The organism is Pseudoclavibacter sp. 13-3 (assembly GCF_021168475.1).
Taxonomy (GTDB): Bacteria; Actinomycetota; Actinomycetes; order Actinomycetales; family Microbacteriaceae; genus Pseudoclavibacter_A.
This window is the reverse complement of record NZ_JAJOZT010000005.1, coordinates 101,610-124,749: the sequence shown is the minus strand read 5'-3', so window position 1 is coordinate 124,749 and position 23,140 is coordinate 101,610. Positions and strand designations below refer to the sequence as shown.

The 23,140-nt window shown below is 68.1% G+C and carries 18 protein-coding genes; 12 read left to right on the top strand and 6 right to left on the bottom strand.

Annotated elements, in window-relative coordinates; translation table 11 throughout:
- The 9 genes from LRX77_RS09385 (at window position 1) to ilvA (ending at window position 11,266) form a co-directional block, all read left to right on the top strand.
- Window positions 1-2,379: a hypothetical protein gene (locus LRX77_RS09385; RefSeq protein WP_231832637.1), complete on the top strand. Its 2,379-nt coding sequence runs from the start codon at window positions 1-3 to the stop codon at window positions 2,377-2,379.
- Window positions 2,376-3,176, top strand: a complete 801-nt coding sequence (locus LRX77_RS09380; RefSeq protein WP_231832636.1) for a hypothetical protein — start codon at window positions 2,376-2,378, stop codon at window positions 3,174-3,176. Before LRX77_RS09385 ends, LRX77_RS09380 begins: the two co-directional genes overlap by 4 nt.
- A 30-nt stretch (window positions 3,177-3,206) precedes the next feature.
- Window positions 3,207-4,295, top strand: a complete 1,089-nt coding sequence (locus LRX77_RS09375) for a FecCD family ABC transporter permease (protein WP_231832635.1) — start codon at window positions 3,207-3,209, stop codon at window positions 4,293-4,295.
- Complete coding sequence (locus LRX77_RS09370; RefSeq protein WP_231832634.1) at window positions 4,292-5,434, top strand: FecCD family ABC transporter permease; 1,143 nt, start codon at window positions 4,292-4,294, stop codon at window positions 5,432-5,434. Before LRX77_RS09375 ends, LRX77_RS09370 begins: the two co-directional genes overlap by 4 nt.
- Entirely contained in the window at window positions 5,431-6,321 is an 891-nt protein-coding gene (locus LRX77_RS09365) for an ABC transporter ATP-binding protein (protein ID WP_231832633.1), read from the top strand. The genes LRX77_RS09370 and LRX77_RS09365 overlap by 4 nt, the downstream gene beginning before the upstream one ends.
- A 205-nt stretch (window positions 6,322-6,526) precedes the next feature.
- Window positions 6,527-7,882 (top strand): enterochelin esterase domain-containing protein, encoded by a 1,356-nt coding sequence (locus tag LRX77_RS09360; protein ID WP_231832632.1) that lies wholly within the window; start codon window positions 6,527-6,529, stop codon window positions 7,880-7,882.
- Between the two features lie 9 nt (window positions 7,883-7,891).
- Entirely contained in the window at window positions 7,892-8,455 is a 564-nt protein-coding gene (locus tag LRX77_RS09355) for a nitroreductase family protein (protein WP_231832631.1), read from the top strand.
- 80 nt (window positions 8,456-8,535) lie between these two features.
- Window positions 8,536-9,843 (top strand): AI-2E family transporter, encoded by a 1,308-nt coding sequence (locus LRX77_RS09350; RefSeq protein WP_231832630.1) that lies wholly within the window; start codon window positions 8,536-8,538, stop codon window positions 9,841-9,843.
- A 178-nt stretch (window positions 9,844-10,021) separates the two neighbouring features.
- Window positions 10,022-11,266, top strand: coding sequence for a threonine ammonia-lyase (gene ilvA, locus LRX77_RS09345; protein ID WP_231832629.1), 1,245 nt, complete (start codon window positions 10,022-10,024; stop codon window positions 11,264-11,266).
- A 69-nt stretch (window positions 11,267-11,335) separates the two neighbouring features.
- On the opposite strand, the gene greA is transcribed toward ilvA, so the two are convergent.
- Both greA and LRX77_RS09335 read right to left on the bottom strand, forming a co-directional pair.
- Window positions 11,336-11,824 (bottom strand): transcription elongation factor GreA, encoded by a 489-nt coding sequence (gene greA, locus LRX77_RS09340; protein WP_231832628.1) that lies wholly within the window; start codon window positions 11,822-11,824, stop codon window positions 11,336-11,338.
- Between the two features lie 85 nt (window positions 11,825-11,909).
- Window positions 11,910-12,311, bottom strand: coding sequence for a DUF4307 domain-containing protein (locus LRX77_RS09335; protein ID WP_231832627.1), 402 nt, complete (start codon window positions 12,309-12,311; stop codon window positions 11,910-11,912).
- A gap of 195 nt (window positions 12,312-12,506) precedes the next feature.
- Here LRX77_RS09335 and mca point away from each other — a divergent pair, with 195 nt between their 5' ends.
- Together mca and LRX77_RS09325 are read left to right on the top strand one after the other, a co-directional pair.
- Window positions 12,507-13,481: a mycothiol conjugate amidase Mca gene (gene mca / locus LRX77_RS09330; RefSeq protein ID WP_231832626.1), complete on the top strand. Its 975-nt coding sequence runs from the start codon at window positions 12,507-12,509 to the stop codon at window positions 13,479-13,481.
- Window positions 13,482-13,519: 38 nt separating this feature from the next.
- Window positions 13,520-13,930 carry a hypothetical protein gene (locus tag LRX77_RS09325; RefSeq protein ID WP_231832625.1) on the top strand — a complete coding sequence of 137 codons (411 nt, stop codon included), beginning with the start codon at window positions 13,520-13,522 and terminating at the stop codon, window positions 13,928-13,930.
- Window positions 13,931-13,960: 30 nt separating this feature from the next.
- Here the strand turns inward: LRX77_RS09325 and LRX77_RS09320 are convergent, their stop codons facing one another.
- Window positions 13,961-14,737, bottom strand: coding sequence for an isoprenyl transferase (locus tag LRX77_RS09320; RefSeq protein WP_231832624.1), 777 nt, complete (start codon window positions 14,735-14,737; stop codon window positions 13,961-13,963).
- A 72-nt stretch (window positions 14,738-14,809) separates the two neighbouring features.
- Here LRX77_RS09320 and trhA point away from each other — a divergent pair, with 72 nt between their 5' ends.
- Window positions 14,810-15,604 (top strand): PAQR family membrane homeostasis protein TrhA, encoded by a 795-nt coding sequence (gene trhA, locus LRX77_RS09315; protein WP_442961629.1) that lies wholly within the window; start codon window positions 14,810-14,812, stop codon window positions 15,602-15,604.
- A gap of 22 nt (window positions 15,605-15,626) precedes the next feature.
- Here the strand turns inward: trhA and LRX77_RS09310 are convergent, their stop codons facing one another.
- From LRX77_RS09310 to ychF, 3 genes are all read right to left on the bottom strand, one after another.
- Window positions 15,627-20,807 carry an NAD-glutamate dehydrogenase gene (locus tag LRX77_RS09310; protein WP_231832623.1) on the bottom strand — a complete coding sequence of 1,727 codons (5,181 nt, stop codon included), beginning with the start codon at window positions 20,805-20,807 and terminating at the stop codon, window positions 15,627-15,629.
- 438 nt (window positions 20,808-21,245) lie between these two features.
- Window positions 21,246-21,953 (bottom strand): GNAT family N-acetyltransferase, encoded by a 708-nt coding sequence (locus tag LRX77_RS09305; protein ID WP_231832622.1) that lies wholly within the window; start codon window positions 21,951-21,953, stop codon window positions 21,246-21,248.
- A 51-nt stretch (window positions 21,954-22,004) separates the two neighbouring features.
- A complete protein-coding gene (gene ychF / locus LRX77_RS09300; protein WP_231832621.1) occupies window positions 22,005-23,081 on the bottom strand; it encodes a redox-regulated ATPase YchF in 1,077 nt (358 codons plus the stop codon).
- Window positions 23,082-23,140: the final 59 nt, after the last annotated feature.

The window sequence follows — 23,140 nt, the reverse complement described above, 5'->3', positions numbered from 1 at the left end:
ATGACTCCGCAGAAGTATGATCAGGCCCCGGCCGTGAGGTCTCAGGCGGCGTCTCAGCATCGGCGTTACGGCACAGTCGATCAGGCGTTTCGAATCGTGCGCGGTCTGACGGCGACTGCCGCAGCCGGCCTGCTGGTTCTCGGCGCTCTCGGGGCGCTGCCTGCATCTTCGGCCGGCGCCGTCGACGGGGAAGACGTTTCGAGCACTGTGGACGTCGTGGCGGCAGCGTCCGCATCGCCGCTCGCCGAAACCGCGGCGACGACGGGTGCTGACTCGTGCCAGAGCCTCGTCCCGCTGAACGGCACGCCAGGGGGAACGGCCGAGGGCATTGGCGCGGGCACTCTGCACGTGACGAACTGCGAAGCGGTCGGCAGCCCGGGTGCGACGATCGAAGTCACCGGCGAGGGGTTCGCGTCGCGCCTGCCCGGGGGCGTCCTGAATTTCAAGCTGAACGATGGGAAGGACGCTGACACGGTGCTGCCGGGAGACCAGCCTGCCGGCACAGTCGACGGCACGGGCACCCTGCGCGTCGACGCGGAGCAGCATATTCCAGGCGCCGCCGGAACCTTCTCCGTGTCGATCAAGCTGCCGGACAACCTGCAGACCGGCGGCGTCTACTGGGTCCGTCTGCTGGCGGGGACAGAGGACGGCCACGGCGTCCTCTCGAAGTGGGCGAAGTTCAGAGTCGCCGAGCCAGCTCCCTCAGACACCCCGACGATCACGGCGGCCAGCAGCATCCCCGAAGCCACCGCGGGTTTTGACGCGTCTGTCGCGGGCAGCGGGTTCGACGCCGAAGCCGGTGAGGCCGTCCGGTTCGCTCTGCGGCCGTCGCAGGGAGAGGGCGTCGTGCTCGAGACGGAGCCGGCATCGGTGACCGTGTCACAGGAGGCGGCCTCCCGTGGAACGTTCACAGCCGCCGTGAAGATTCCTGCAGACACATCGCCGGGGAGCTACACCCTCGTCGCAACGGCGGGTCAGGCACAGGCGACGCTGACCCTTCCCGTCGAAGCGGCCGCGGCGCCGTCATTCACCACCGCACTGCAGTCGGTGTCGGTCACAGCCGGCGACGAGATCGAGCTGAACGCGGCAGTCGCCGGTTCACCACGGCCGCGCGTGACCTGGGAGCGCTCCGACGACTCCGGCAGCACATGGACGGGCATCTCCGAGCAGGACGCCGCCCGTGGCGCTCTGACACTGGCCGCGGGAAGCATGACCGCGGAGGTCAATGGGCGTCTCTTCCGCGTCTCGGCGGAGAACGGCGTCGGCCAGGCCCAGAACGTCGCGGTGGCGACGCTGCGGGCGGACGGCACCGGCAGCGTCGCCGGGGGTGTGCGTCCCGAAGGGTGGAACTGCGAGGCGATGCGGGTCACGGGTGACGCCGACGCCCGTCTGTGCGTCGTCGCGCTGGTCGAAGCGGGCGGGAAGCTGCACCTGGAAGGCACCGGCTGGACGACAGCAGACGGTCTGCGCGGGTCGTGCATCGCGTTCAAATTCGACAACGGCTCGGAACTGGCCCTGAACCCGCCGAGCAGCGACTCGACAGGCACCTGCAAAGGCGGTGGGACCACCAACAACGTGTTCGCTTACCAGATGGCGGACAATGACGGCGACTGGATCGCAGACGTGCAGATTCCGACGACGGCCACATCGTCCACGCTGGCGGCGGCCGGGGCGGACTGGGCAGACGGCCAGACGCATTCGGTGACGCTTCTGACCGGCAGCGCGCGATCCGGAGACGTCGGGCGCAGCACGACGGTGAGCTTCGGCATCGGCAGCCGTGTGGATCCCAGCGCTGCGGCCAGCGGCTCCGGCGAGGGCACCGACAACATCGTCGTGCAGCAGGCCGCAGGCACCACGTCGGCCACGGTCACGACCACCGACCTGGTGAGCGTGGCGCAGGCGGCCGCCGTGCAGCGTCCCCTGATCACCCCGGCCGCGCCGGTCTCCGGCGATGACGAGCTCACCGATCTCAACCGCGGCGATCTGGACGTCGAGCAGGACGGCACAGTGCTCACGGTGACCTTCCCCGATCTGGAGCCGGGGGCATGGGTGTACCTGCACGCATGGCCCGGGCCGCAGACGGTGGACTGGATACAGCTCGACGCGGAACGCAAGGTGCGGTTCGACATCGTCGACCTTGAGGGCGGCGACCACAAGTTCAGCTTCGTGGATTCGTCTGGCGGACTCGTCGGATGGGTCGCCGGCACCGTGCCCGGCAGCAGCGGCAGAAAGACCTTCGAGTCGACGACGCCGGTCGCAGGCACCGTCACCCCGACGAACTGGAACGGCCCGCTGGTGCTGGCCGCCTTCGGCACGCTCGCGCTGGGCCTGGTCGGCACCACCGTGCTGGGCATCGCCCGCAGAAGGAGGAGCGCATGAACACGTTCAGCATGCGATGGGGTGGCATCGGGCGGATGCTCGGCGCCGTTCTCGCAGCCGTCGCGGTGGTGCTCGGCGCGTCATCGGTCGCTGCTGCGCTGCCTCCCGCCGGGGCGAGCTCTGACAGCGCAGGCACCGCATCCTCGGTCAGCTCGTCCACCGTGAGCGTCGGCGACGCCCTCACCTTCACCGTGACGGGGTTCCCGGCGAACCACGTCATCAGCGTGAAGATCGCCGACGGGCAGTACTGCGGATCGGGCGTGCGCTACGGGTCGTGCGTGGTCACCCGGGTGAACAGCGACGCGAGCGGTCGGGCCACGGGCACGATCGTGATTCCCGCCGACCTCACCAACGGGTCGTACTGGCTGCGGTTTCTGACCGACTCCCCGGCGACCTCGAACCGCGGGGGGAGCGACTTCCGCGTCGTGGCCAAGAGCGCGAACGCCTCCTCGACCGGCAGCAGCACGCAGACGGTCACCGGCGAGGTCGCGCAGACGCAGAGCGTGGGCGACGGCGCGGTCGTCATGGTGCCCGCGCCAGACTCAGCCGACGTCGCGAAGAACGTGACCGACGACGAACTGCCGATCGCCGGGGGAAGCACCGGCGACGCAGACCCGGCGGCTGAGAACGCGGCAGATGCGGCGGCAGATTCGGCGGCAGAGACCACGATCGAAGCGTCCGCGACGTCGGTCGGGTTCCCCTGGTTCGGCACGTCGGTGTTCGCCGGGACGCTGCTGCTGGTCGCCGCCGCGGTGACGGCTCTGCTGATCTGGCCGCGGGGACGGCGGAAGGCGTGACAGCGCGCGGCATGGGGCGAAGCTGCAGTCGTGCGTGAACCGGCGGTGGCTGAAGGCGGGGCTCGAACGCAGAGAACGTCCCGAACCGGTCGTGGTGCTCCGGGCCCCGAAGAGATCCATCGCCCGGGGTCAGTGCGCCTCGCAGCGGTCGTCGGTGTGCTCGTCGCGCTCGCCCTCGGCATTCTGCTGAGCCTCTCGCTCGGGTCGAAAGACATTCCGCTCGGCGAGACCTGGCGCCTGCTGCTCGCCCCCGACGGCGGCCAGAACTCGGTCGTGCTGCACCAGCTGCGCATTCCGCGCACTGCGATGGGGCTCATCGTCGGCGTCGCCCTCGGTGTCGCCGGCGCCCTCATGCAGTCGCTGACGCGCAACCCGCTGGCCGACCCGGGCATCCTCGGCGTGAACGCCGGCGCCTCGTTCGCCGTCGTGCTAGCCGTCGCCCTGACCGGCATCAGCGGCATCAGCTTCTACCTGTGGTTCGCGTTCGCCGGTGCGGCCGTCGCATCCGCAGCGGTCTACACACTCGGCGCGACCGGCAGATCGTCGGCCACGCCGGTGCGACTCGCACTCGCCGGCGTCGCGATCAGCGCGGCGCTGCAGGCGCTCACCGAAGCGGTCATCCTCGGCAACCAGGTCGCATTCAACGAGTTCCGCTTCTGGGTCGCCGGCTCGTTCGAGGGGCGCGGCTGGAACATCTTCATGACGGTGCTGCCCTTCATCGCCGCCGGGCTCGTCATCGCCGTGCTGCTCGCGCCGTCGCTCAACGCACTCGCGCTCGGCGACGAGACCGGCAAGGCGCTCGGCGTGCAGGTCAACCGCACGCGCACTCTCACCATGGTCGCCGTCACCCTGCTGGCCGGCGCAGCCACGGCCGCAGTCGGCCCGATCGGGTTCGTCGGCCTGGCCGTGCCCTTTCTCGCACGCTGGCTCGTCGGCACCGATCAACGCTGGGTCACCGTCTTCAGCGCTCTGCTCGGCCCGGTCTGGCTGCTGGCCGCGGATGTAATCGCGCGCCTGCTGGTGCGCCCGGACGAGGTTCAGGTGGGCATCATCGCCGCGCTGATCGGTGCGCCGATCTTCGTGCTGATCGTGCGCCGAAGAAAGATCGCAGCCCTATGAGCGACACCAGAACCAGCATCGCGCCCACGTCATCCACCGATCATCTGCCGCTGGTCACGCCGACTGCTGAACAGCAGCGGAAGGTTCGTGCGAGTCTGCGCCAGGCCCACTCGCATCTGCACCTCGGCCCGCTGCGCCTGCGCTTCGAACGTCGTGGCGCGATCGTGTACGGGGCGCTGCTCGCCGGCATTCTCATCACGGGCACCGTCAGCGTGCTGCTGGGCGACTACGACATCAGCGTCGGCGACGTCTTCGGCTCGGTCTTCGGCACCCAGACCTTCGACGACCCACTGGTGCCGTACTTCGTGAACCAGGTGCGCCTGCCGCGCGTGGTCAGCGGCATTCTGGTGGGCATGGCACTCGGCACGTCCGGTGCGATATTCCAAGTGCTCAGCGGCAACCCGCTGGGGTCTCCCGACATCATCGGTTTCACCCGCGGCTCGGCCACCGGAGCGATTCTCGGCATCATGTTCTTCGGCGGATCGACCGCCGTCGTCGCAGCCGGAGCCATCGGCGGCGGCCTGATCACCGCAGCCATCGTGTACGGGCTGGCCTGGCGCGGGGGAGTCGCCGGCTACCGCCTCGTGCTGGTGGGAATCGGTGTGGGGGCGGTGCTCGCCGCGATCAACTCGCTGCTGATCGTGAAGGCCGATCTCTCCGCAGCCCAGAAGGCCCAGCAGTGGATGGCCGGGTCGCTGAATGCTTCGCTGTGGCCGCAGTGCGGCATGATCGCGGTCGCTCTCGTACTGCTGCTGCCCGCGGCGTGGAGCCAGTTTCGGTCGATGACGCTGATGCCGCTGGGCGACCCGCTTGCGATCGGTCTCGGCGTGCGCGTCGAGCGCTCGCGTCTGGTGATGATCGTCGTCGGCGTGGCGCTGATGGCCGTCGCCGTCGCCGCCGCCGGCCCGATCTCGTTCGTGGCCCTCGCTGCGCCGCACCTGGTGCGCCGCATCACGCGAACGCCGGGTGTCGGGCTGATCGGGGCGGGGCTCATGGGTGCTCTGCTGGTGCTGGTGTCTGACCTGATCGCGCGGCGCATCTTCGCGCCCAACGAGCTGGCGGTCGGTGTGGTCACCGGTTCGCTCGGCGGCATCTACCTGATCATCCTGCTGGCCATGGAATGGAGGAAACGCGCATGAGCGCATCCACCGAACACGCAGCGCCCCAGGCGGGCGCGACCGGGGCGACGAAGGCGAGTGGGACATCCGCTGCACCCTCGCGGCTGAGTACACAGAATCTCGTCACCGGGTACGGCAACGCCAAAACCGGGCGCGAGATTCTGCACGATGTGACCGTTGAGATTCCGGAAGGGGAGCTGACGGTCATCGTCGGACCGAACGCGTGCGGCAAGTCGACGCTGCTGAAGTCGATGGCGCGCATGCTTTCGCCACGCAGCGGGGCGGTGTGGCTCGACGAGCAGCAGATCACCGACTACGCGCCGAAGGCGGTCGCCCGGCGGCTCGGTCTGCTGCCGCAGAACCCGAGCGCGCCCGAAGGCATCATCGTCTCTGACCTGGTGGCGCGGGGGCGTTTTCCGCACCAGAATCTGCTGAAGCAGTGGACGCCTGCCGACGAGCGCGCCGTGGTCGAGGCGATGGCTGCGGCGAACGTGTCTGATCTGGCCGACCGCACGATCGACCAGCTGTCGGGAGGCCAGCGGCAGCGGGTGTGGATCGCGATGGCGCTGGCGCAGCAGACACCGCTGCTGCTGCTCGACGAGCCGACCACCTACCTGGATATCGCTCACCAGGTCGAGGTGCTGAACCTGGCTCGGCGGCTGCATCGCAGCGGGCGCACGGTCGTCGCGGTGCTGCACGAGCTGAACCTGGCGTTCCGGTACGCGACACACCTGATCGTGATGAAGGAGGGCGTCGTCGTCACGCACGGGGCACCCCGAGAGATCGTGACGTCAGAGCTGATCGAAGAGGTGTTCGGGCTGCCGAACGCGATCATCGAAGACCCGATCAGCGGCACGCCCCTTGTGGTGCCGTGCATCGAGGAGCTCGACGAGTCCGCGGGGGAGTAGGAGCCGGCTCGGTGCCGATCGAGCCATGGGAGATGCCGTTCGCCATCCCTGCTCGGACGCAACCGCCCGGTTGCATGCGGTTGCAGAGTCGTGAGGCGCACTCGACCATGGCCAGAGCCAGGCTGCCGTGCCAGAATGGGCGGGTGAATGAACACGAGGTGAACGCGCTGTGAAGAGCGTCGCCGAATCAACAGGGGAGTCAACGATGAGCCCGGCCAGGCGGCACCCGCCGAAGACCCGCCGCCCCGAACCGGCACCGCTGACCACCAGCCCGCTGATCGCCGGGCTCGAGGCGCGCATCGCTCACCTGCTCGAGCATCCCGACGGCGTGCACACGCCCCAGACGCTCGCCGACGAATTCCGGGCCGAGCACCCGATGAGCCCGGTGTTCGAGCATCTGCCCGCCACACCCGAGCACCCCGACGCACCAGACGACCCCGACCACCGCATCGTCACGTTCGTGCTGCACGACGACGCCGCCGCGCAGGTGCTGCTCTTCATCAACCGCATCACCGACGAGACCGATCTCGACCAGTCGCTGATGCATCGCATCCCCGGTACCGACCTGTGGCACCTCAGCTATCTCATGCGCCGCGACTGGATCGCCTCGTACAGCTATCAGATCGCGCTGCCGGGCGCGCCGGCGCCATGGCAGGGCCGTGACCAGCGCGGCATCCGCGAGGTGCTCGACCACGGCCTGCCCGACCCGCGCAACCTGCGCCAGATCACCAACCGCGCCGGGGTGCGCATGTCGGTCGTGGCGCTGCGGCACGCGCCGCAGGAAGAATGGCGGGCCCCTCGCGACGACGTTCCCGAAGGCACACTGGTCGAGCACCGCGGCCCCGACGACCGCCGTCTCTGGGTCTACGAGCCCAGCGCGCTCGAGCTGGCGAAGCCCGGCCGGGCTCATGACGCACTCGCCGATGCCGGCGCCCAGGCGATGCTCGCCGGCCAGCAGCTGCCCCTGCTCATCGTGCTCGACGGCGACGTCTGGGCCGGCGTGCAGCCGCTGCCGACCATCCTCGACAACATGATCGCCGACGGCGTCATCCCACCGCTGCTGGCCGTCTTCGTCGACAGCGCCGACCGCGAACGCCGCTGGGACGAGCTCGACGAGCACGGCGGCATCGTCGACTGGTTGGCTGATCGGCTGCGCCCATGGGTGGTCGAGCACTGGGGCGCGGCTTTGAGCTGGGACCCTCACCGCACGGTCGTCGCCGGCCAGAGTCTGGGCGGGCTCGCCGCGATCGCCGCGGTCGTGCGCCGCCCCGACGTGTTCGGTGGCGCGATCAGCCAGTCTGCCGCGCTGTGGCAGCCGGATGTCGCGCTCGAGGCCGCCGCCCGGCCGCCGGTGGGTGCGCGCATCGATCTGCAGGTCGGCCTGCAGGAGTGGGTGCTGCTCGAGCCGACGCGCGCGCTGGCCGCCCAGCTGAGCGAAGCCGGTGTGGATGTCACACTCACCGAGGTCAACGGAGGCCACGATTACGCGTGGTGGCGCCGCACACTGGCCACCTCGATCGAGCATCAGCTCGGTGACGACCCGGTGCATGTTCGCCGCTAGGCTGGGGGTATGAGCTTTCGAACCAAAGACGGCAAGCGGCTGGCCAAGACTCTGCGCACGCGGGCATCGCAGCCGCGCGTGGGCGAGCGTGCGCCCAGCGACAAGCAGCTGCGTCAGTATCTGAAGTCGGCGGGCAACGCGGCCGATCACTCCGGGCTGCGCCCGTGGCGCATGATCACGCTGCGCGGCGACGAGCGCAACCGGTTGGGCGCCGCGATGAGCGAGGCGCACGGCGATAGGCATCCGAGCACGAAGCCGCTGCGCGCGCCCCTGCTGATCGCGGTGGTCGGCAGCTACCGCGCCGACAAGTTCTCGAAAGTGCCGCAGTGGGAGCAGCTCGCGGTGGCCGTCGAGGTCGCGCACGGGCTGCAGCTGCTGCTGCAAGCCGAGGGCTGGGGGTCGTTCTGGCGCACCGGTCGAATCGTCGAAGAGCCTGCCGTGCGTGCATTCCATGGTCTGGGCGAGCACGAACAGCTGCTGGGCTGGCTCTATGTCGGCGAGATGACCGACCGGCCCAAGGCGGCCCGCAAGCGGTCGCTGCCAGATGCCTCGCTCACCGCGCTGCACGGCTGACAGCCGCGTCGCATGTCACTGCACTGTGAAGAGCCGTGTGCTGCGCGGTCGTGTCGGCGGGCTCGACTAGAATGCTGAGCATGTCAGCAGACGCAGGTCGAGACCGGTTGTCGAATCGCGAGAGCGAGTTCGTGCCTCTGGGCGTGCGCATCGCCGCCGGGTGGAGCTGGCGGGTGATCATCATCGTCGCAGCCGTCGCCCTGGTCGTGTGGACGGTCGTGCAGGTCAGACTCGTGGTGATCCCCGTGGTGGTCGCCGTGCTCTTCGCCTCGCTGCTGCGGCCGCTCGTGCTCTGGCTGCACCGACACGGCATGCACCTCTGGCTTTCGGTGGCGCTGGTCGAGCTCGGTTTTCTGGCCGTCGTGGCAGGGCTGTTCTGGACGATTGCGACGCAGCTCAGTCGCGGCCTGAACGGGCTGATCGAGCACTCCGAGAACGCCTACCGCGAGCTCAAGACCTTTCTGCTCGACTCTCCGCTGCACATCACCGAAGACGACATCAACAATTACCTCGGAGCGCTCTGGCACTCGGCGCAGCAAGACAGCCACGCGATCGTCAGCGGCGCCCTCTCGGTGGGCACGACCGCCGGTCACATCGCCACCGGCGTGCTGCTCGTGCTCTTCTCACTGCTCTTCTTTCTCGCAGACGGTCGCACCATCTTCTTCTGGGCCATGCGCCTGGTGCCGACGCGGGTCCGTGCGGCGGTCTCCGGCGCCGGCCACGCGGGCTGGCGCACGCTGTCGAGCTATGTGCGCGTGCAGATCCTGGTGGCGGCCTGCGACGCGGTCGGCATCGGCATCGGCGCCGCCATCCTCGGCCTGCCCATGGTGGTGCCGCTGTCGATCCTGGTGTTCATGGGATCGTTCGTGCCCTTCGTCGGCGCCATCGTCTCGGGCATTCTGGTCTGCGTCGTGGCCCTGGTCTACAAAGGCTGGATCATCGCGTTCATCATGCTCGCCGTGGTCATCGCCGTGCAGCAGCTCGAGAGCCATGTGATGCAGCCGCTGATCATGGGCAACGCGGTCAAGGTGCACCCGCTCGGCGTGGTGCTCTCCGTCGCCATCGGCACGATGCTCGCGGGCATTCCCGGTGCGCTCTTCGCAGTGCCCTTCGTGGCGGTGACGAACCGAATCGTGAACTACTTCGGCGACCGCGACTGGGAGTCCGACCTCTTCGCCCAAGGCGTTCAGCTGACCATCGACGAGAACTCCGGGCGTTCGTCGTTCACCGGTCCACATGCTGCGAAGAGAGACGCAGCCGTGGTCGCGGCGACCGTGGCCGGCGGAATCAGCGATTCGACATCCGCTGACGACGACGCCTCAGACACCACGAACGGTGACGGGGCGTCAGACGCGAACGACGACGAACCGAGAATTACCAAGGGCTGAGCGCCCTGCGCCAGCCCGTACCAAACCCCCTTGCAGACGCAGTCGGCCGCTGCGCCCGCCCCTGAACAGACCGGGCCGGTATTCTTGGAACGTCGCAGCATCGCCCGCATGGCTCTGACCATCTGTGCGCGGTGTCGCGTGTGACCGGGGAAATCACACGAAAGCAGAAGAACTCCACATGACCACACCAATAGGACTCGCCGCGGCGCCGTCGCTGCAAGAGATCGAACGAGCACGCGCGAACGTCTCGCAGATCGCCAAGATCACGCCCATCGAACGGTCGAAGGCGTTGGGAGCCGAACTCGGGCACGAGGTGTTCATCAAATGCGAGAATCTGCAGCGCACAGGTGCATACAAGGTGCGCGGAGCGTACACCAAGCTGCTGTCGCTGACCGATGAAGAGCGTGCGCACGGCGTCGTCGCGGCGTCGGCCGGCAACCACGCGCAGGGCGTCGCGATGGCTGCCCGCGAGCTGGGCGTCGATGCGACCATCTTCATGCCCATCGGAGTCGCGCTGCCCAAGCTGCAGGCCACCCGCCGCTACGGCGCCGAGGTGAGGCTCGAAGGCGACATCTTCGACCGCACCCTGGCAGCGGCCAAGGCGTTCAGCGCCGAGACGGGTGCGACGTTCATTCCCCCGTATGACGACCCGAAGGTCATCGCCGGCGCAGGAACGATCGGGCTTGAGATTCTCGATCAGCAACCCGATGTCGAGACCGTCGTCGTGCCGATCGGCGGGGGCGGCCTGATCTCGGGCGTCGCCGCCGCGGTGAAGCAGAAGGCGCAGCTGCTCGGTCATCGCATCCGAGTGGTCGGCGTGCAGTCAGACCGCGCCAGCTCGTATCTGCCGTCGCTTGAGGCGGGCCATCCCGTGACCGTGCCGGTGCAGCCGAGCATCGCCGACGGCATCGCGGTCGGGCGCCCGGGCACGCTGAACTTCGAGATCATCCGCGACCTCGTCGACGAGATCGTCACGGTGCGTGACGAAGAGATCGCGCGAGCCATCGTGCTGATGCTCGAACGCGCGAAGCTCGTCGTCGAGCCAGCCGGCGCGGCGGCCCCCGCAGCGATTCTCGCGGGCAAGGTGCACAGCGAGGGAACGACTGTCGCGATCGCCTCGGGCGGCAACATCGACCCGCTGCTGCTGCAGCAGATCATTCAGTACGGTCTGGTCGAGCTGTCGCGCTACGCGACCATCTCAGTGATGCTGCCCGACCGCCCTGGCCAGCTGCAGATCATCTCAGAGCACGTCGCCGGGCAGGATGCGAACGTGGTCGAGGTGCTGCACACGCGACACGGCAAGGGCTTCGACATCGGCGCGGTCGAGCTGCAGATCTCAGTCGAGACCAAGGGCGAAGAGCACCTGCAGCAGGTGCTCGGCAGTCTGCGCGAGATCGGGTACGACCCGCAGATCGTGCGGTGAGGCGAAGGTGAGAAAGGGCGTCTGGCCGAGGCCAGACGCCCTTTGCGCCACAGATGAGAAGCGGTGAGCCTACTCGCCTGAGTAGGTCTCGACCGAGACGATCTCGACCTGCATGGTCTTGCCGTTCGGGGCCTCGTACGAAACGGTGTCTCCGGCCTTGTGATGCACGACGGCGCCGCCCAGCGGGCTCTCTTCGCTGAAGACCTTGATGTCGCCGCTTGCGATCTCGCGGTTGCCGAGCAGAAAGCGCAGCTCGCGGCCGGCGACCTTCGCCGTGACGACGGTGCCACGGGCGGCGCGGCCGTCTTCGACCTCGACGGTGCCGACCTGCGCGTTGTGCAGCAGCGCCTCGAGCTCGCGGATGCGCCCCTCGAACTTGCCCTGTTCGTCTTTTGCGGCGTGGTAGCCGCCGTTCTCTCGAAGGTCGCCCTCTTCGCGCGCCTCTTCGATGCGCTTCGCGATGTCGCGGCGCCAGGGGCCGCGCAGGTGGTCGAGCTCTTCGTGCAGGCGGTCGTATGCCTCCTGCGTCAGCCAGGTTCCCTCTTGCTGATCAGCCATTGCACTCTCCTCGGATGACTAAAGGCCAATTGTACTCCCCGCCCTCTGACACGGGCGGCAGCGCGCGCATGCTCAGAGAAGCCGGTCAGACGATCCAGCAGCTGTCGACCGAACCGGCCATGGCCGGCTGCACGGTCTTGACGGTGACCTCGATGGTGCGGCTCTGCACGTCGGCGGCGGGCACGTCGACGTACTTCCAGCCGACCTGGCTCTGGCCTTCGCCGCGGGCATCGACCGCGCAGCGCGTCGCAGCACCGGGAGCGACGTTGAGCGTGAACCGAACCGTGGCGTTGCCGTGCTCGTCGATCGCCGATGTCGTCGTCTTGGCCTGCACCGAGGCCATGGGCTGCGCGGCCGCGAACCAGGCGAGTGCCACGATCGCGAGCACGATGAGCACCGAGCCGAGCCAGATCCAGCCGCGGCGACTCAGCCGACGGGGAGCTCGACCGTAGCGCTCCTGCAGCATCGCACTGTTGCCTGCACTCATGCGCCGACCCTCACCTCGCCTCGATAGTCACTACGCTCGAGTCTATCGGTGTCGGCAGCCGTCGGATGCGTCGGGAACGATCGCGGCCGACCGCACTGATTTACACTGGAGTTCATGCACGTGAGCGACGGCGCGTCCGGGTGCAGACACGTGCACCGCAGCCTGGTGCGCAAACGCAGCTGAGGAGGCCCACCAGTGACACTTCGCCTGATGGCCGTGCATGCGCATCCCGACGACGAGTCGAGCAAGGGCGCCGCCACATTCGCGCACTACGTGCGGGCCGGCGTCAGCGTCGCCGTGGTCAGCTGCACCGGCGGCGAGAGCGGCTCGGTGCTCAACCCGAGTCTTCGTCGCACGGCCTGGGCCGCCCGCGACATCGCCGGCCTGCGCCACACCGAGATGGCGGCCGCCCGCGACATCCTCGGGGTCGACCATATCTGGCTCGGCTACCGTGACAGCGGCCTGCCCGATCCGGGCGACCCTGTTCCGCCGCTCGCCTTTGCCTCCCTGCCCATCGATCTCACGGTGCAGCCGCTCATTCGGGCGATCCGTCGCATCCGCCCGCACGTGCTCATCACGTATGACGAGAACGGCGGCTACCCGCACCCCGACCACATCCGCTGCCATGAGGTGAGCGTGCGTGCGCTGCGTGCCGCGGCCGATGCGACCGTGCACCCGGATCTCGGGCCGGCCTGGCAGGTGCAGAAGCTGTACTACGACCGCATTCAGAACTATCAGCGTTTTCAGGCGGTGCACGCGGCGATGGCCGCCGACATCAGCGAGGTCGGCGGCGGAGGGGTGAGCGGGTGCGATGGAGGCGATGGTGCGGTCGAGCGCGCAGCTGCGGCGCGGGTCGGCGAAGTCGCCGAGCTGTTCCGCGAGCGTCCGCTCAAGGTCACCACCCAGGTGGAATGCGGGGAGTGCTTCGAGACGCGGGATGCGGCACTGCGCTCGCATGAGAGCCAGGTCGCGCCGGACAGCCCGTTCTTCTTTCTGCCCAACGATCTGCAGCGACGGGTGTGGCCCTATGAGGATTACCAGCTGGTCGACTCGCGGGTGCAGACGGCGATTCCAGAGCACGACCTCTTCGCCGGAGTCGTGGACGATGACGGTGCCCCAGACGCTTCGGACGACCGCAACGCTTCTGCTGCCGCTGACACTGCGTTGTGACTGCTTGCGCATGCGCTAACCGTGAGAGACTGGAGACCATGACTGTGCTGCCTGAAACCGTGACTTCGGCTCTGCCGATCGCTGATGCGTGGAGTGCCGAGACCGAGACCAGCCCCTCGCCCTCGCCGTCTGATCAGCCTCAGCAGGATCAGGAGCAGATCGGTGCGGGCCCCGGGGCCTTCTTCGCGATCTTCGTCATCGCCGTGCTCATCGCGATTCTGATCTTCGACATGGTGCGGCGCCTTCGGCGCATGCGCTACCGTCGCCAGGCACGCGTCGAGCTCGCAGAGAAGTACGGCGTGGTCGACCAGGAGTTTCCCGAGGGCCTTGACGACGATGACGTGTTGCTCGATCCGTTCGAGCGCAAGAAGCGCCAGATCGCTGAGCGCGATGCCAAGTTCGAGGCCCGGGCGGCCCGCCGCGAGGCCAAGCGCACGAACCGCGGCTAGCAGCCCGGTTGCCGCCGCTCGGGCGTTCGATCAGCTGCCGAATCGCCGCTGCCGCAGCGCGTAGGCGCGCAGAGCGCGCAGGAAGTCGACTCGACGAAAATCTGGCCACAGCACGTCGGCGAAGTAGAACTCGCTGTGGGCCGCCTGCCAGAGCAGAAAGTCGCTCAGCCGCTGCTCGCCCGAGGTGCGCAGAATCAGATCAGGGTCGGGCTGACTTCCCGTGTAGAGGTGGCTCGCGATCTCGCTCTCGCTGACCTTCTCGGCGAACTGTGCCAGCGACCGCCCCCGGTGCTGCCAGTCTCGGGCGGCCAGGCGCACTGCATCCACGATCTCGCGACGCCCGCCATAGCCGACCGCAAGATTCACCTGCATGCCCACGGCGTCGGCGGTGCGCGCCTCGGCCGACTGCAGTGCCTCGACCAGCTCGCGCGGCAGGCCCTCTGTGCTGCCGACATGATGAATGCGCCAGTCGCTGCATCGTGAGATCTCGTCGGTGAGATCGATGATGATCTGAATCAGCTGGGTGAGTTCGTCGGTGCCGCGGTGGCTGAGGTTGTCGGTCGACAGCAGGTACAGCGTCACGATGCCGATGCCGAGCCCGTCGCACCAGCCCAGAAACTCGCGGATCACGGCGGCTCCGGCACGGTGTCCGGTGGCCGCCTGGGAGTTCTGCTTCTGCGCCCAGCGTCGGTTGCCGTCCAGAATCACCGCCACATGCTGTGGAGGCGTCTGCTGCCTGAGCTGCTTCTCAAGACGACGCTCATAGATGCGATACAGCAGAGGGGTGCGATGTGCAGTACTGGACACTCACCCAACGATACCCAATCGGGCGCGGCCACGGGGCAGACCGCGGATCCGCTCGCGAGTAAACTGTGCCCCATGAGCGACCAGACACGACGGCAGGGCGTGACGCCAGCGGACTCAGCCGACGCCCGGTCGGTGCAGTGTGCTGCCGTCAACGGCTCTGAGCAGGACGTCGAGCGTGCTGTTCAGGCTGAGGAGCCGAAGCTGCCGCATCTTCCGATCACCGAGGTCACCCGTGAGATCCGCGGCGACAAGCCGATGCTGCGCGGGTGGCTGCACGCGGTGAGCTTTCCGCTGGCGCTGGCCAGCGGCATCGTGCTGATCACCCTGGCGCACGGACTCTGGCCGAAGCTGGCCTGCGCCGTCTACATGGCCTCGTCGATCCTGCTCTTCGGCAACTCGGCGGTCTACCACATCTTCAACTGGGGCCCGCGAGTGAAGCTGGTGCTCAAACGCATCGATCACTCCAACATCCTGCTGCTGATCGCGGGCACGTACACGCCGCTCGCCACGATGACGCTGCCGCCTGGTCAGGCGAGAGCACTGCTGCTGATCGCCTGGAGTGCGGCGTTCGCCGGCATCCTCTTCAGGGTGTTCTGGATCGGTGCGCCCCGCTGGCTGTACGTGGTGATCTATCTGCTGATGGGCTGGGGCGCGGTCATGTACCTGCCGGCGTTCTATCGCGCGAACCCGGCCACGATGATTCTGGTGATCGTGGGCGGCCTGCTGTACAGCATCGGGGCCGTGGTCTATGCGCTGAAGAAGCCGAACCCGTCTCCGAAGGTGTTCGGGTTCCACGAGGTGTTCCACTCATTCACCGTCTTGGCCTTCGCATGCCACGCCGTGGCGATCTACCTCGTGACGGTGTGAGCCGTCGCCCAGCCCCTTCAGATCACAGCACGGTGCGCAGCAGCCGCAGTGCGACCACGAGCGGCGAGGCGTCGCCGGTGGGCGCCTCGGCGAGGCGGTTCGCCAACGCCCGCACCCGGTCGATGGCGCCGGCATGCTGTGTCTCCCACGCATCGAGCCGAGCCGCGGCGGTGTCGCGCTGGTCGCCGCGCGCTGAGGCCTCGACGGTCTGCAGGGCGCTGCCCGTGATCTGGCGCAGCACCGCGTAGACGTCTTGGCGCAGCGACGAACGCGCGAGCGTCTGCCACAGGTCGTGCCGCGGCAGACGGCTGACCAGCTGCAGCAGCTGTTCGAGGTGGTACCGGCGCAACGCCAGGAACTCGACCGCCGCCGCATGCTCGAGCGCCGCATCCGAGGTATCGGGCGCAACCGGGACATCCGCCGATGAGGCCGTGGCCTGCGCGTCGTCGACCAGGTCGACCACACCGATGAGATGCACCTCTTCGAGAGCGAACGCGCTGCGCTCGGCGACGGCGTCTGACACCCCGGCCTCGACCAGACGCGCCACGGTGCGCTGCTCGTGATCGCCGTGATGCAGAGCGGGCAGCTCGCTGCGCAGCCGAGCCAGTGGCCGCACGTAGCGCTCGCGCAGTCGGGGCACGTCGAGCTGCTCGCTGTGCGTCTCGAGCAGCAGTCGCACGCCGCGGCCGAGCGCGCGTTTGAAGCGGATCAGGATGTCGTCCTGCGTGTCGGTCGACACGGCGTTGTCGGTGGTCGCGATGTCGCCGAAGACGGTGTCGACGTCGAACGCCTCACGAATGACCGCCCACGCCCGCACGACCTGCGCCGGGTCGTCGCTGGTCTCTTCGATCACGCTGAAGACGAACTGCACACCGCCGTGGTCGACGATGTCGTTGGCCAGCGTCGTAGCCTTGATCTCGCGCGCCAGAGGATGCCGCTCGAGCGCCTCACCGTAGCGCGTGACCACCTCGGGCGGAAAGTACTCGCGCAGCAGCTGGTCGGTCCACGATTCGTCGGGCACGTCTGATTCGAGAATCGCATGCTTCAGCGTGATCTTGGCGTACGAGAGCACGATCGCGAGCTCGGGCGAGGTCAGCCCCTCGCCTGCGGCGATGCGACGGTCGAACTCGCCGTCTTCGGGCAGGTGCTCGAGCGCCCGGTCGAGCACGCCGTCGGCTTCCCACTCAGCGATCAGTCGCTGGTACGAAGGCATCAGCTCGCTGCGATCGCGCTCGAGGCCCAGGGCGCGGTTCTGCCGGTAGTTGTCGGTGAGCACGAGATGCGCGACCTCGTCGGTCATCGAGGCGAGCAGCTCGTTGCGCTCGTCGAAGGTGAGCACGTGGCCGTCGGCCTGTGGCGAGGCGAGCAGAATCTTGAGGTTCACCTCGCGGTCTGAGGTGTCGACGCCGGCTGAATTGTCGATGGCGTCGGTGTTCAGACGGATGCCGTGCTCGGCCGCCTCGACGCGCCCGGCCTGGCTGAACCCCAGGTTGCCGCCCTCGCCGACCACCCGCACGCGCAGGTCGCGCCCGTCGACGCGGATCGCGTCGTTGGCCCGGTCGCCGATCTCGGCGTCGGATTCGCCGCTGCCCTTGACATAGGTGCCGATCCCGCCGTTGTAGAGCAGGTCGGCCGGTGCGGTGAGCACGGCCTTGATCAGCTCGTTCGGCGTGAGCGCGGCCGGGGCTCCGCCATCGCGGTCGAGGCCCAGCACTGCAGCGACCTCTGGGGAGATCGGCACCGCCTTCGACGCCCGCGAGAAGACTCCGCCGCCCTCGCTGATCAGCTCGGGGCGGTAGTCGGCCCACGACGAGCCGGGCTTCTCATACAGGCGCAGACGCTCATTCCAGGCGGCCTCGGCGTCAGGGTGCGGATCGAGGAAGATGTCGCGGTGGTCGAACGCGGCGATGAGGCGGATGCTGCGGCTGCGCAGCAGCCCGTTGCCGAAGACGTCGCCGGACATGTCTCCGATGCCGACCGCGGTGAACGGGTCGGTCGCGACGTCGACGCCGAGCTCGCGGAAGTGCCGCTCGACCGAGGTCCAAGCTCCGCGGGCGGTGATGCCCATGGCCTTGTGATCGTAGCCGTGCGAACCACCCGACGCGAAGGCGTCCTGCAGCCAGAACCCGTCGGCGATGGCAATCTCGTTGGCGGTGTCTGAGAACCGGGCGGTGCCCTTGTCGGCGGCGACCACCAGATACGGGTCGTCGGGGTCGTAGGCGACCACGGCATCCGGATGCGTCACGGTGCCGGCGGCCAGATCACGGTTGTCGGTCACGTCGAGCATGCCGCTGACGAACAGACGGTAGGCGTCTTCGCCGGCGGCCATCCACGCGCCGCGGTCGACGTTCGGGTCGGGCAGGCGCTTCGGATAGAAGCCGCCCTTGGCGCCGGTGGGCACGATCACCGCGTTCTTGACGACCTGGGCTTTGACGAGCCCGAGCACCTCGGTGCGAAAGTCTTCGCGGCGATCCGACCAGCGCAGGCCGCCGCGGGCGACCTGGCCGAAGCGCAGGTGCACACCCTCGACCTCGGGAGAGTAGACCCAGAGCTCGAACAGCGGCACCGGCTGGGGCACGCCGCTGATGCGTCGCGGCTCGATCTTGAAGGTGATCTGCGGCTTGGGCGATCCGTCGGCGGCGAACTGGTAGGCGCTGGTGCGCACGGTGGCGATCACGGCTTCGGCGAGCCGCCGCAGCACCGTGTCGGTGTCGAGGCTGGTGATCTTGGTCAGGGCCTGCTCGATGTCGGCCTGTATGGCCAGCACGCGCACGCGGCGCTCGTCGATCGTGCCGTCGACGGCCGGATCGAACGACTGCTCGAACAGCTCGACGAGGGCGAGCGTGATGTCGGCGTGGTCGACGAGCGTCTCGGCGATGAACGTGGTCGAGTAGGCGAGCCCGATCTGTCGCAGGTAGCGCACGTAGGCGCGCAGCACACTCACCTCGCGCCAGGTCGCGCGGGTGGTGGTGACCAGACGGTCGAGCGGGTCGGACTCGACCCAGCCCAGCCAGGCCGCCGCGAAGGCTTCGGCGAAGTCGGCCGCGAGGGTGTCGAGGGTGTCTGCCGCGCGCACTCCGTAGTCGTGCACGTAGACGGGGGAGCGGCCAGAGCCGGCCTGCACCACGAACGGGTGCTCGTTGACGACCTCGACGCCGAGGTTCGTGAAGATCGGCAGCACCTCGGCCAACGCGATCGGCTCGTCGTGAAAGACCTTCACATGCGCTTCGCCATCGACGTCGCGATACAGCCGCAGCGACAGCCGGTCGGCGTGTGCGACGGCGCTCGGCGCCGGTGTGCGAACGACGCCCTCGGCCTCGAAGACGGAGGTCGTGGACGCGGTCTCGACGGCAGCATCCGCCGGGCCCGCCGTCACCGGGGCGCCAACCGCACCCAGCATGCCGGTCAGCGCCGCCTCGGGCGACGAGACTGCAGCGAGATGCGGCAGATCGGCCAGCGCCTCGGCGGGCGTGAACGCCTCGCGGTAGCTGTCGGGGAACGCCTGTCGCAGCTGCCGGGCGACGGATGCCGCGGCGATCTGGCCCGACTGGGCGGCCACCAGCTCGGCGAGCTGATCGTGCCACGTGCGGGTGAGCTCGATGATGCGCGCGTGCAGGGCGTCGATGTCGGCGTCGGGCAGCAGCTCGCCCGGCTTCAGGCGGGCGACGAAGTAGAGGCGAGCCAGCGCCGAGTCGGACATGCGCGACTCGTGCTCGACATAGGCCGCGTGATACGTCTGCTGCAGCAGGTCTGAGATGCCCAGACGCACCTGTGTGTTGAACGCGTCGCGGGGCAGATAGACCAGCGCGGTCACGAAGCGCTCGTAGGGGTCGGTGCGCAGGAACACCCAGCTGCGCCGTCGCTCGGCGACCTGTCGCAGAATCAGCACATTGCGCCGCAGCGTCTCGGTGTCGGCCTGGAACAGCTCGTCTCGGGGGTAGGTCTCGAGCAGGGCGAGCACATCGCGGCCGTTGTGGCTGTCAGGGCGGAAGCCGCTGCGCTCGAGCACGCTCTGCACCTTCTCGGCGACGACGGGAATGCTCAGCACCGACTGGGTGTAGCTGGCCAGGGTGAACAGACCGAGAAAGCGACGCTCGCCGTCGACCCGGCCGAAGGCGTCGAAGCGCTTGACGCCGACGTAGTCGAGGAACGCATCGCGGTGCACCGTCGACCGCGAGTTGGCCTTCGTGATGATGAGCACGTCGCGCTCGCGAGCCTTCTCGAGGTTCTTGCGCAGCAGCGGCTTCGGTGCGGCGGCGCTCGATTTCGGGGCGGTGCTCGATGAGCTGCTCGACTCGGGCGCCTTGGCCGGGCCGCTGTGGCGGAACAGGCCGAGCCCGGTGCCGGCGACCCGCTGCAGGGCGTCATCGCCGTCGACGGTGACGAGGTCGTATTCCTGGTAGCCGAAGAAGGTGAAGTTGTCGTCGTCGAGCCACTCGAGGAATCGTGAGGCCTGCGCCGAGCGCTCTTCGAGCCCGAGCGGGGGAGCGGCGCGCAGCTCGGCGCTGATGCGCTGCGCCTGCGCCCGCATCAGCGGCCAGTCGTCGTTGACCAGAGTCACGTCGGCCATGACCTTCTCAGTGGCCTGGACGAGGGCGCGCCGCACGTCGTCGTGCGCGATGAGCTCGGTGCTGACGTAGACCCACGACTCGACGGTGACTTCGTGGCCGGGCTGTGGCAGGGCGAACGACTCTGTGCGGGCGGCGGCCGTGGGCGGGCTGATCACTGAGACGACCCGACCGTCGCGATCGCGCGTGACGACGAAGGTCGGATGCACCACTGCGTGCACGTCGATCTGCTGCCGGCCGAGCTCTGCGAGCAGCGAGTCGACGATGAACGGCTTGTCGGGCGTCACGATGAGCAGCGCGCCGCTGAGCTGTCCGTCTGAGTCAGGGGCGGCCGGGCCGGTGAAGCGCACCAGCGACTGGCCGTGCGCCCGCGTGGATGCGAGAGCGAGGTGGTCTTCGACGACCTCGGCGAGCAGCGCGCCGCCGATCGAGATCACGTCTTGATCGCCGAGGGCTCTGGTGTAGCGAGTGAGCAGATCTGCGAGGTCGTTCACGGAGGCGAGGCTTGGAGCGCTCGAAGGGCTCTGCGTGAGGACCGTTCGGGCCTCGGCGAGCACAGTGTCGCGCGCCTCGGGGCCGGTGCCCTGCGCCTCTTCGTCAGCGCGGGCTGGGATCGTGGTGGCTTCGCCGTTCACGTGTTCCTCCTGGATCACTCTGAATCGTTCTGAATCGCTCAGCAGTCGGACACCGGGTCACAGCGGGATGCGGAGGCCACGGTGCTTCCGGATATGAATCACCCTACCCATTGCCGCCGACACGAGGCGGGTGCCAGAGATTCGTATATCGCCGCGATGGCCATTGCGTCGGATGTGCAGAGAGGGTATAGGCGACATGTCGCAGAGGCATGTCGGGACAGCATGTGCGCGCGTGGAGATCTGCGCATGGGTGGGCTGAGGCTCAGCACCTTCTGCTCGGCGTTCGAGGAGCAGTTTTTCTTTTTTAGGGGGTGGGGAAAATAAGAGAGGCGCAGCGCTCGAGGCACAGTATGAGGGGGAGACGCAGCGTTTGAGGAGCAGCATGGGGTGCAGCGTTCGAGGAGCAGCATGGGGTGCAGCGTTCCAGGAGCAGCGCCCCTACTCGGCGTCGGTAGTCCAATCGTCGAGGGCGAGACGCATCAGGGCGCGGTCGAAGGACTGTCCGCGCAGCAAGACCTGTTCCCGGTGCACGACTGTGAAACCCTGGCGTTCGAAGACCGGTATCGCGACCAGACTCGCGTGGGAGGTCAGCTCGACGGCGCCATGATCTCGGGCCCGCGCGATCGCCGCTGTCAGCAGCTGGCTGGCGACGCCCTGCCTGCCGCGATTGGGGGCGACGAAGAGATGGTCGATGTAGCCCGAGTCGCGAAAGTCGACGTATCCGACGATGTGCTCGGTCGCGGCCTGAGCTTTCGTGCCGTGGTCGGCGTCACGTCGCGCGTCGGGCGCGGCGACAGCCATGCGACTGCTCTGCACCTCACCTTCGGGATCGGTCCTCACAGCCATGAGACCCTTCTGACCCCCGGGCGAGGCATCGATTGCGACCGACACGACTGCGCGGTCGTCGTGAGACTCCGCCAGCATCTCGACCGCGACCAGCGTGTGGTGAGCCGAGCGATCGGCGTTCCAGCGGTTCAGCGAACCGCTGCCGGCCGCCCAGGCAGCCCGTTGCTCGGTCGTGTAGTGCGAAGCGGCGGTGATCTTCACGGCGCGCGAGAAGACATCGCGGGTCGCGGCGGCATCCGCCGAAGAATACGGCCGAATGCGCACCGGAGCCGCTGCGGCGGGCTGCGCGGAGGCGGACATGGCCGCAGTCTACCGACCGCATCGTTCGGCCGTGTGACAGAACGTCGGCAGCTAGACGTTGAAGCGAAACTCGACCACGTCGCCGTCCTGCATGACGTAGTCTTTGCCCTCCATGCGCACCTTGCCCTCGGCCTTCGCCTCGTGCATGGAGCCTGCGGCATCGAGGTCGTCGAAAGAGACGATCTCGGCCTTGATGAAGCCCTTCTCGAAGTCAGTGTGAATCACACCGGCGGCCTGCGGTGCGGTCCAGCCCTGGTGGATAGTCCAGGCGCGAGCCTCTTTCGGACCGGCTGTGAGGTAAGTCTGCAACCCCAACGCCTGGAAGCCGATGCGAGCGAGCTGGTCGAGGCCGCTCTCATTCTGTCCGATGGTGGCGAGCAGCTCGTGGGCCTCGTCTGCGGAGAGGTCGATGAGCTCGCTCTCCATCTGGGCGTCGAGCAGGATGGCTTTGGCCGGCGCGACGAGTGCCTCGAGCTCGGCACGCTTGGCATCGTCGGTGAGCACGGCCTCGTCGACGTTGAACACGTAGACGATGGGCTTCGAGGTGAGCAGGCCGAGCTCTTTGACCTCGTCGAGGTCTATGTCGTCGGCGGTCGAGAGGGGCTCACCCCGGTTGAGGTGGGCTTTCGCGGCAAGTGCAGCGTCGAGCACTGACTTGTCGATCTTCTTGCCCTTGACCTCTTTCTCGTAGCGGACGATCGCCTTCTCGAGCGTCTGGAGGTCTGCGAGCACGAGCTCGGTGATGATGGTCTCGATGTCGCGCTTCGCATCGACGCTGCCATCGACGTGCACGACGTCGGGGTCGCTGAAACCGCGGCTCACGAGGGCGATCGCGTCGGCCTCGCGGATGTTGGCGAGGAACTGATTGCCGAGCCCCTCGCCTTCACTGGCGCCCTTGACGATGCCGGCGATGTCGACGAACGACACGGGGGCCGGCACGAGTTTCTCGCTCTGGAAGATCTCGGCGAGGCGGTTGAGCCGCTTGTCGGGCAGGTTGACCACGCCCACGTTCGGCTCGATCGTCGCGAACGGGTAGTTCGCCGCGAGAACGGTGTTCTTGGTCAGTGCATTGAAGAGGGTCGACTTGCCTACGTTGGGCAGTCCCACGATTCCGATTGTCAGCGCCACGAGGGTCAAGTCTAGCCGGTGTGCGGCAAAGGCGTCGTGCTGCTCTGCGGCGTCCATGC

Excerpts from the sequence above, each read along its gene's own strand:
- LRX77_RS09385 (WP_231832637.1), top strand. The coding sequence starts at position 1 with ATGACTCCGCAGAAGTATGATCAGGCCCCGGCCGTGAGGTCTCAGGCG.
- LRX77_RS09380 (WP_231832636.1), top strand. The coding sequence starts at position 2,376 with ATGAACACGTTCAGCATGCGATGGGGTGGCATCGGGCGGATGCTCGGC.
- LRX77_RS09370 (WP_231832634.1), top strand. The coding sequence starts at position 4,292 with ATGAGCGACACCAGAACCAGCATCGCGCCCACGTCATCCACCGATCAT.
- LRX77_RS09365 (WP_231832633.1), top strand. The coding sequence starts at position 5,431 with ATGAGCGCATCCACCGAACACGCAGCGCCCCAGGCGGGCGCGACCGGG.
- LRX77_RS09360 (WP_231832632.1), top strand. The coding sequence starts at position 6,527 with ATGAGCCCGGCCAGGCGGCACCCGCCGAAGACCCGCCGCCCCGAACCG.
- LRX77_RS09355 (WP_231832631.1), top strand. The coding sequence starts at position 7,892 with ATGAGCTTTCGAACCAAAGACGGCAAGCGGCTGGCCAAGACTCTGCGC.
- LRX77_RS09350 (WP_231832630.1), top strand. The coding sequence starts at position 8,536 with ATGTCAGCAGACGCAGGTCGAGACCGGTTGTCGAATCGCGAGAGCGAG.
- ilvA (WP_231832629.1), top strand. The coding sequence starts at position 10,022 with ATGACCACACCAATAGGACTCGCCGCGGCGCCGTCGCTGCAAGAGATC.
- greA (WP_231832628.1), bottom strand. The coding sequence starts at position 11,824 with ATGGCTGATCAGCAAGAGGGAACCTGGCTGACGCAGGAGGCATACGAC.
- LRX77_RS09335 (WP_231832627.1), bottom strand. The coding sequence starts at position 12,311 with ATGAGTGCAGGCAACAGTGCGATGCTGCAGGAGCGCTACGGTCGAGCT.
- LRX77_RS09325 (WP_231832625.1), top strand. The coding sequence starts at position 13,520 with ATGACTGTGCTGCCTGAAACCGTGACTTCGGCTCTGCCGATCGCTGAT.
- trhA (WP_442961629.1), top strand. The coding sequence starts at position 14,810 with ATGAGCGACCAGACACGACGGCAGGGCGTGACGCCAGCGGACTCAGCC.
- LRX77_RS09305 (WP_231832622.1), bottom strand. The coding sequence starts at position 21,953 with ATGTCCGCCTCCGCGCAGCCCGCCGCAGCGGCTCCGGTGCGCATTCGG.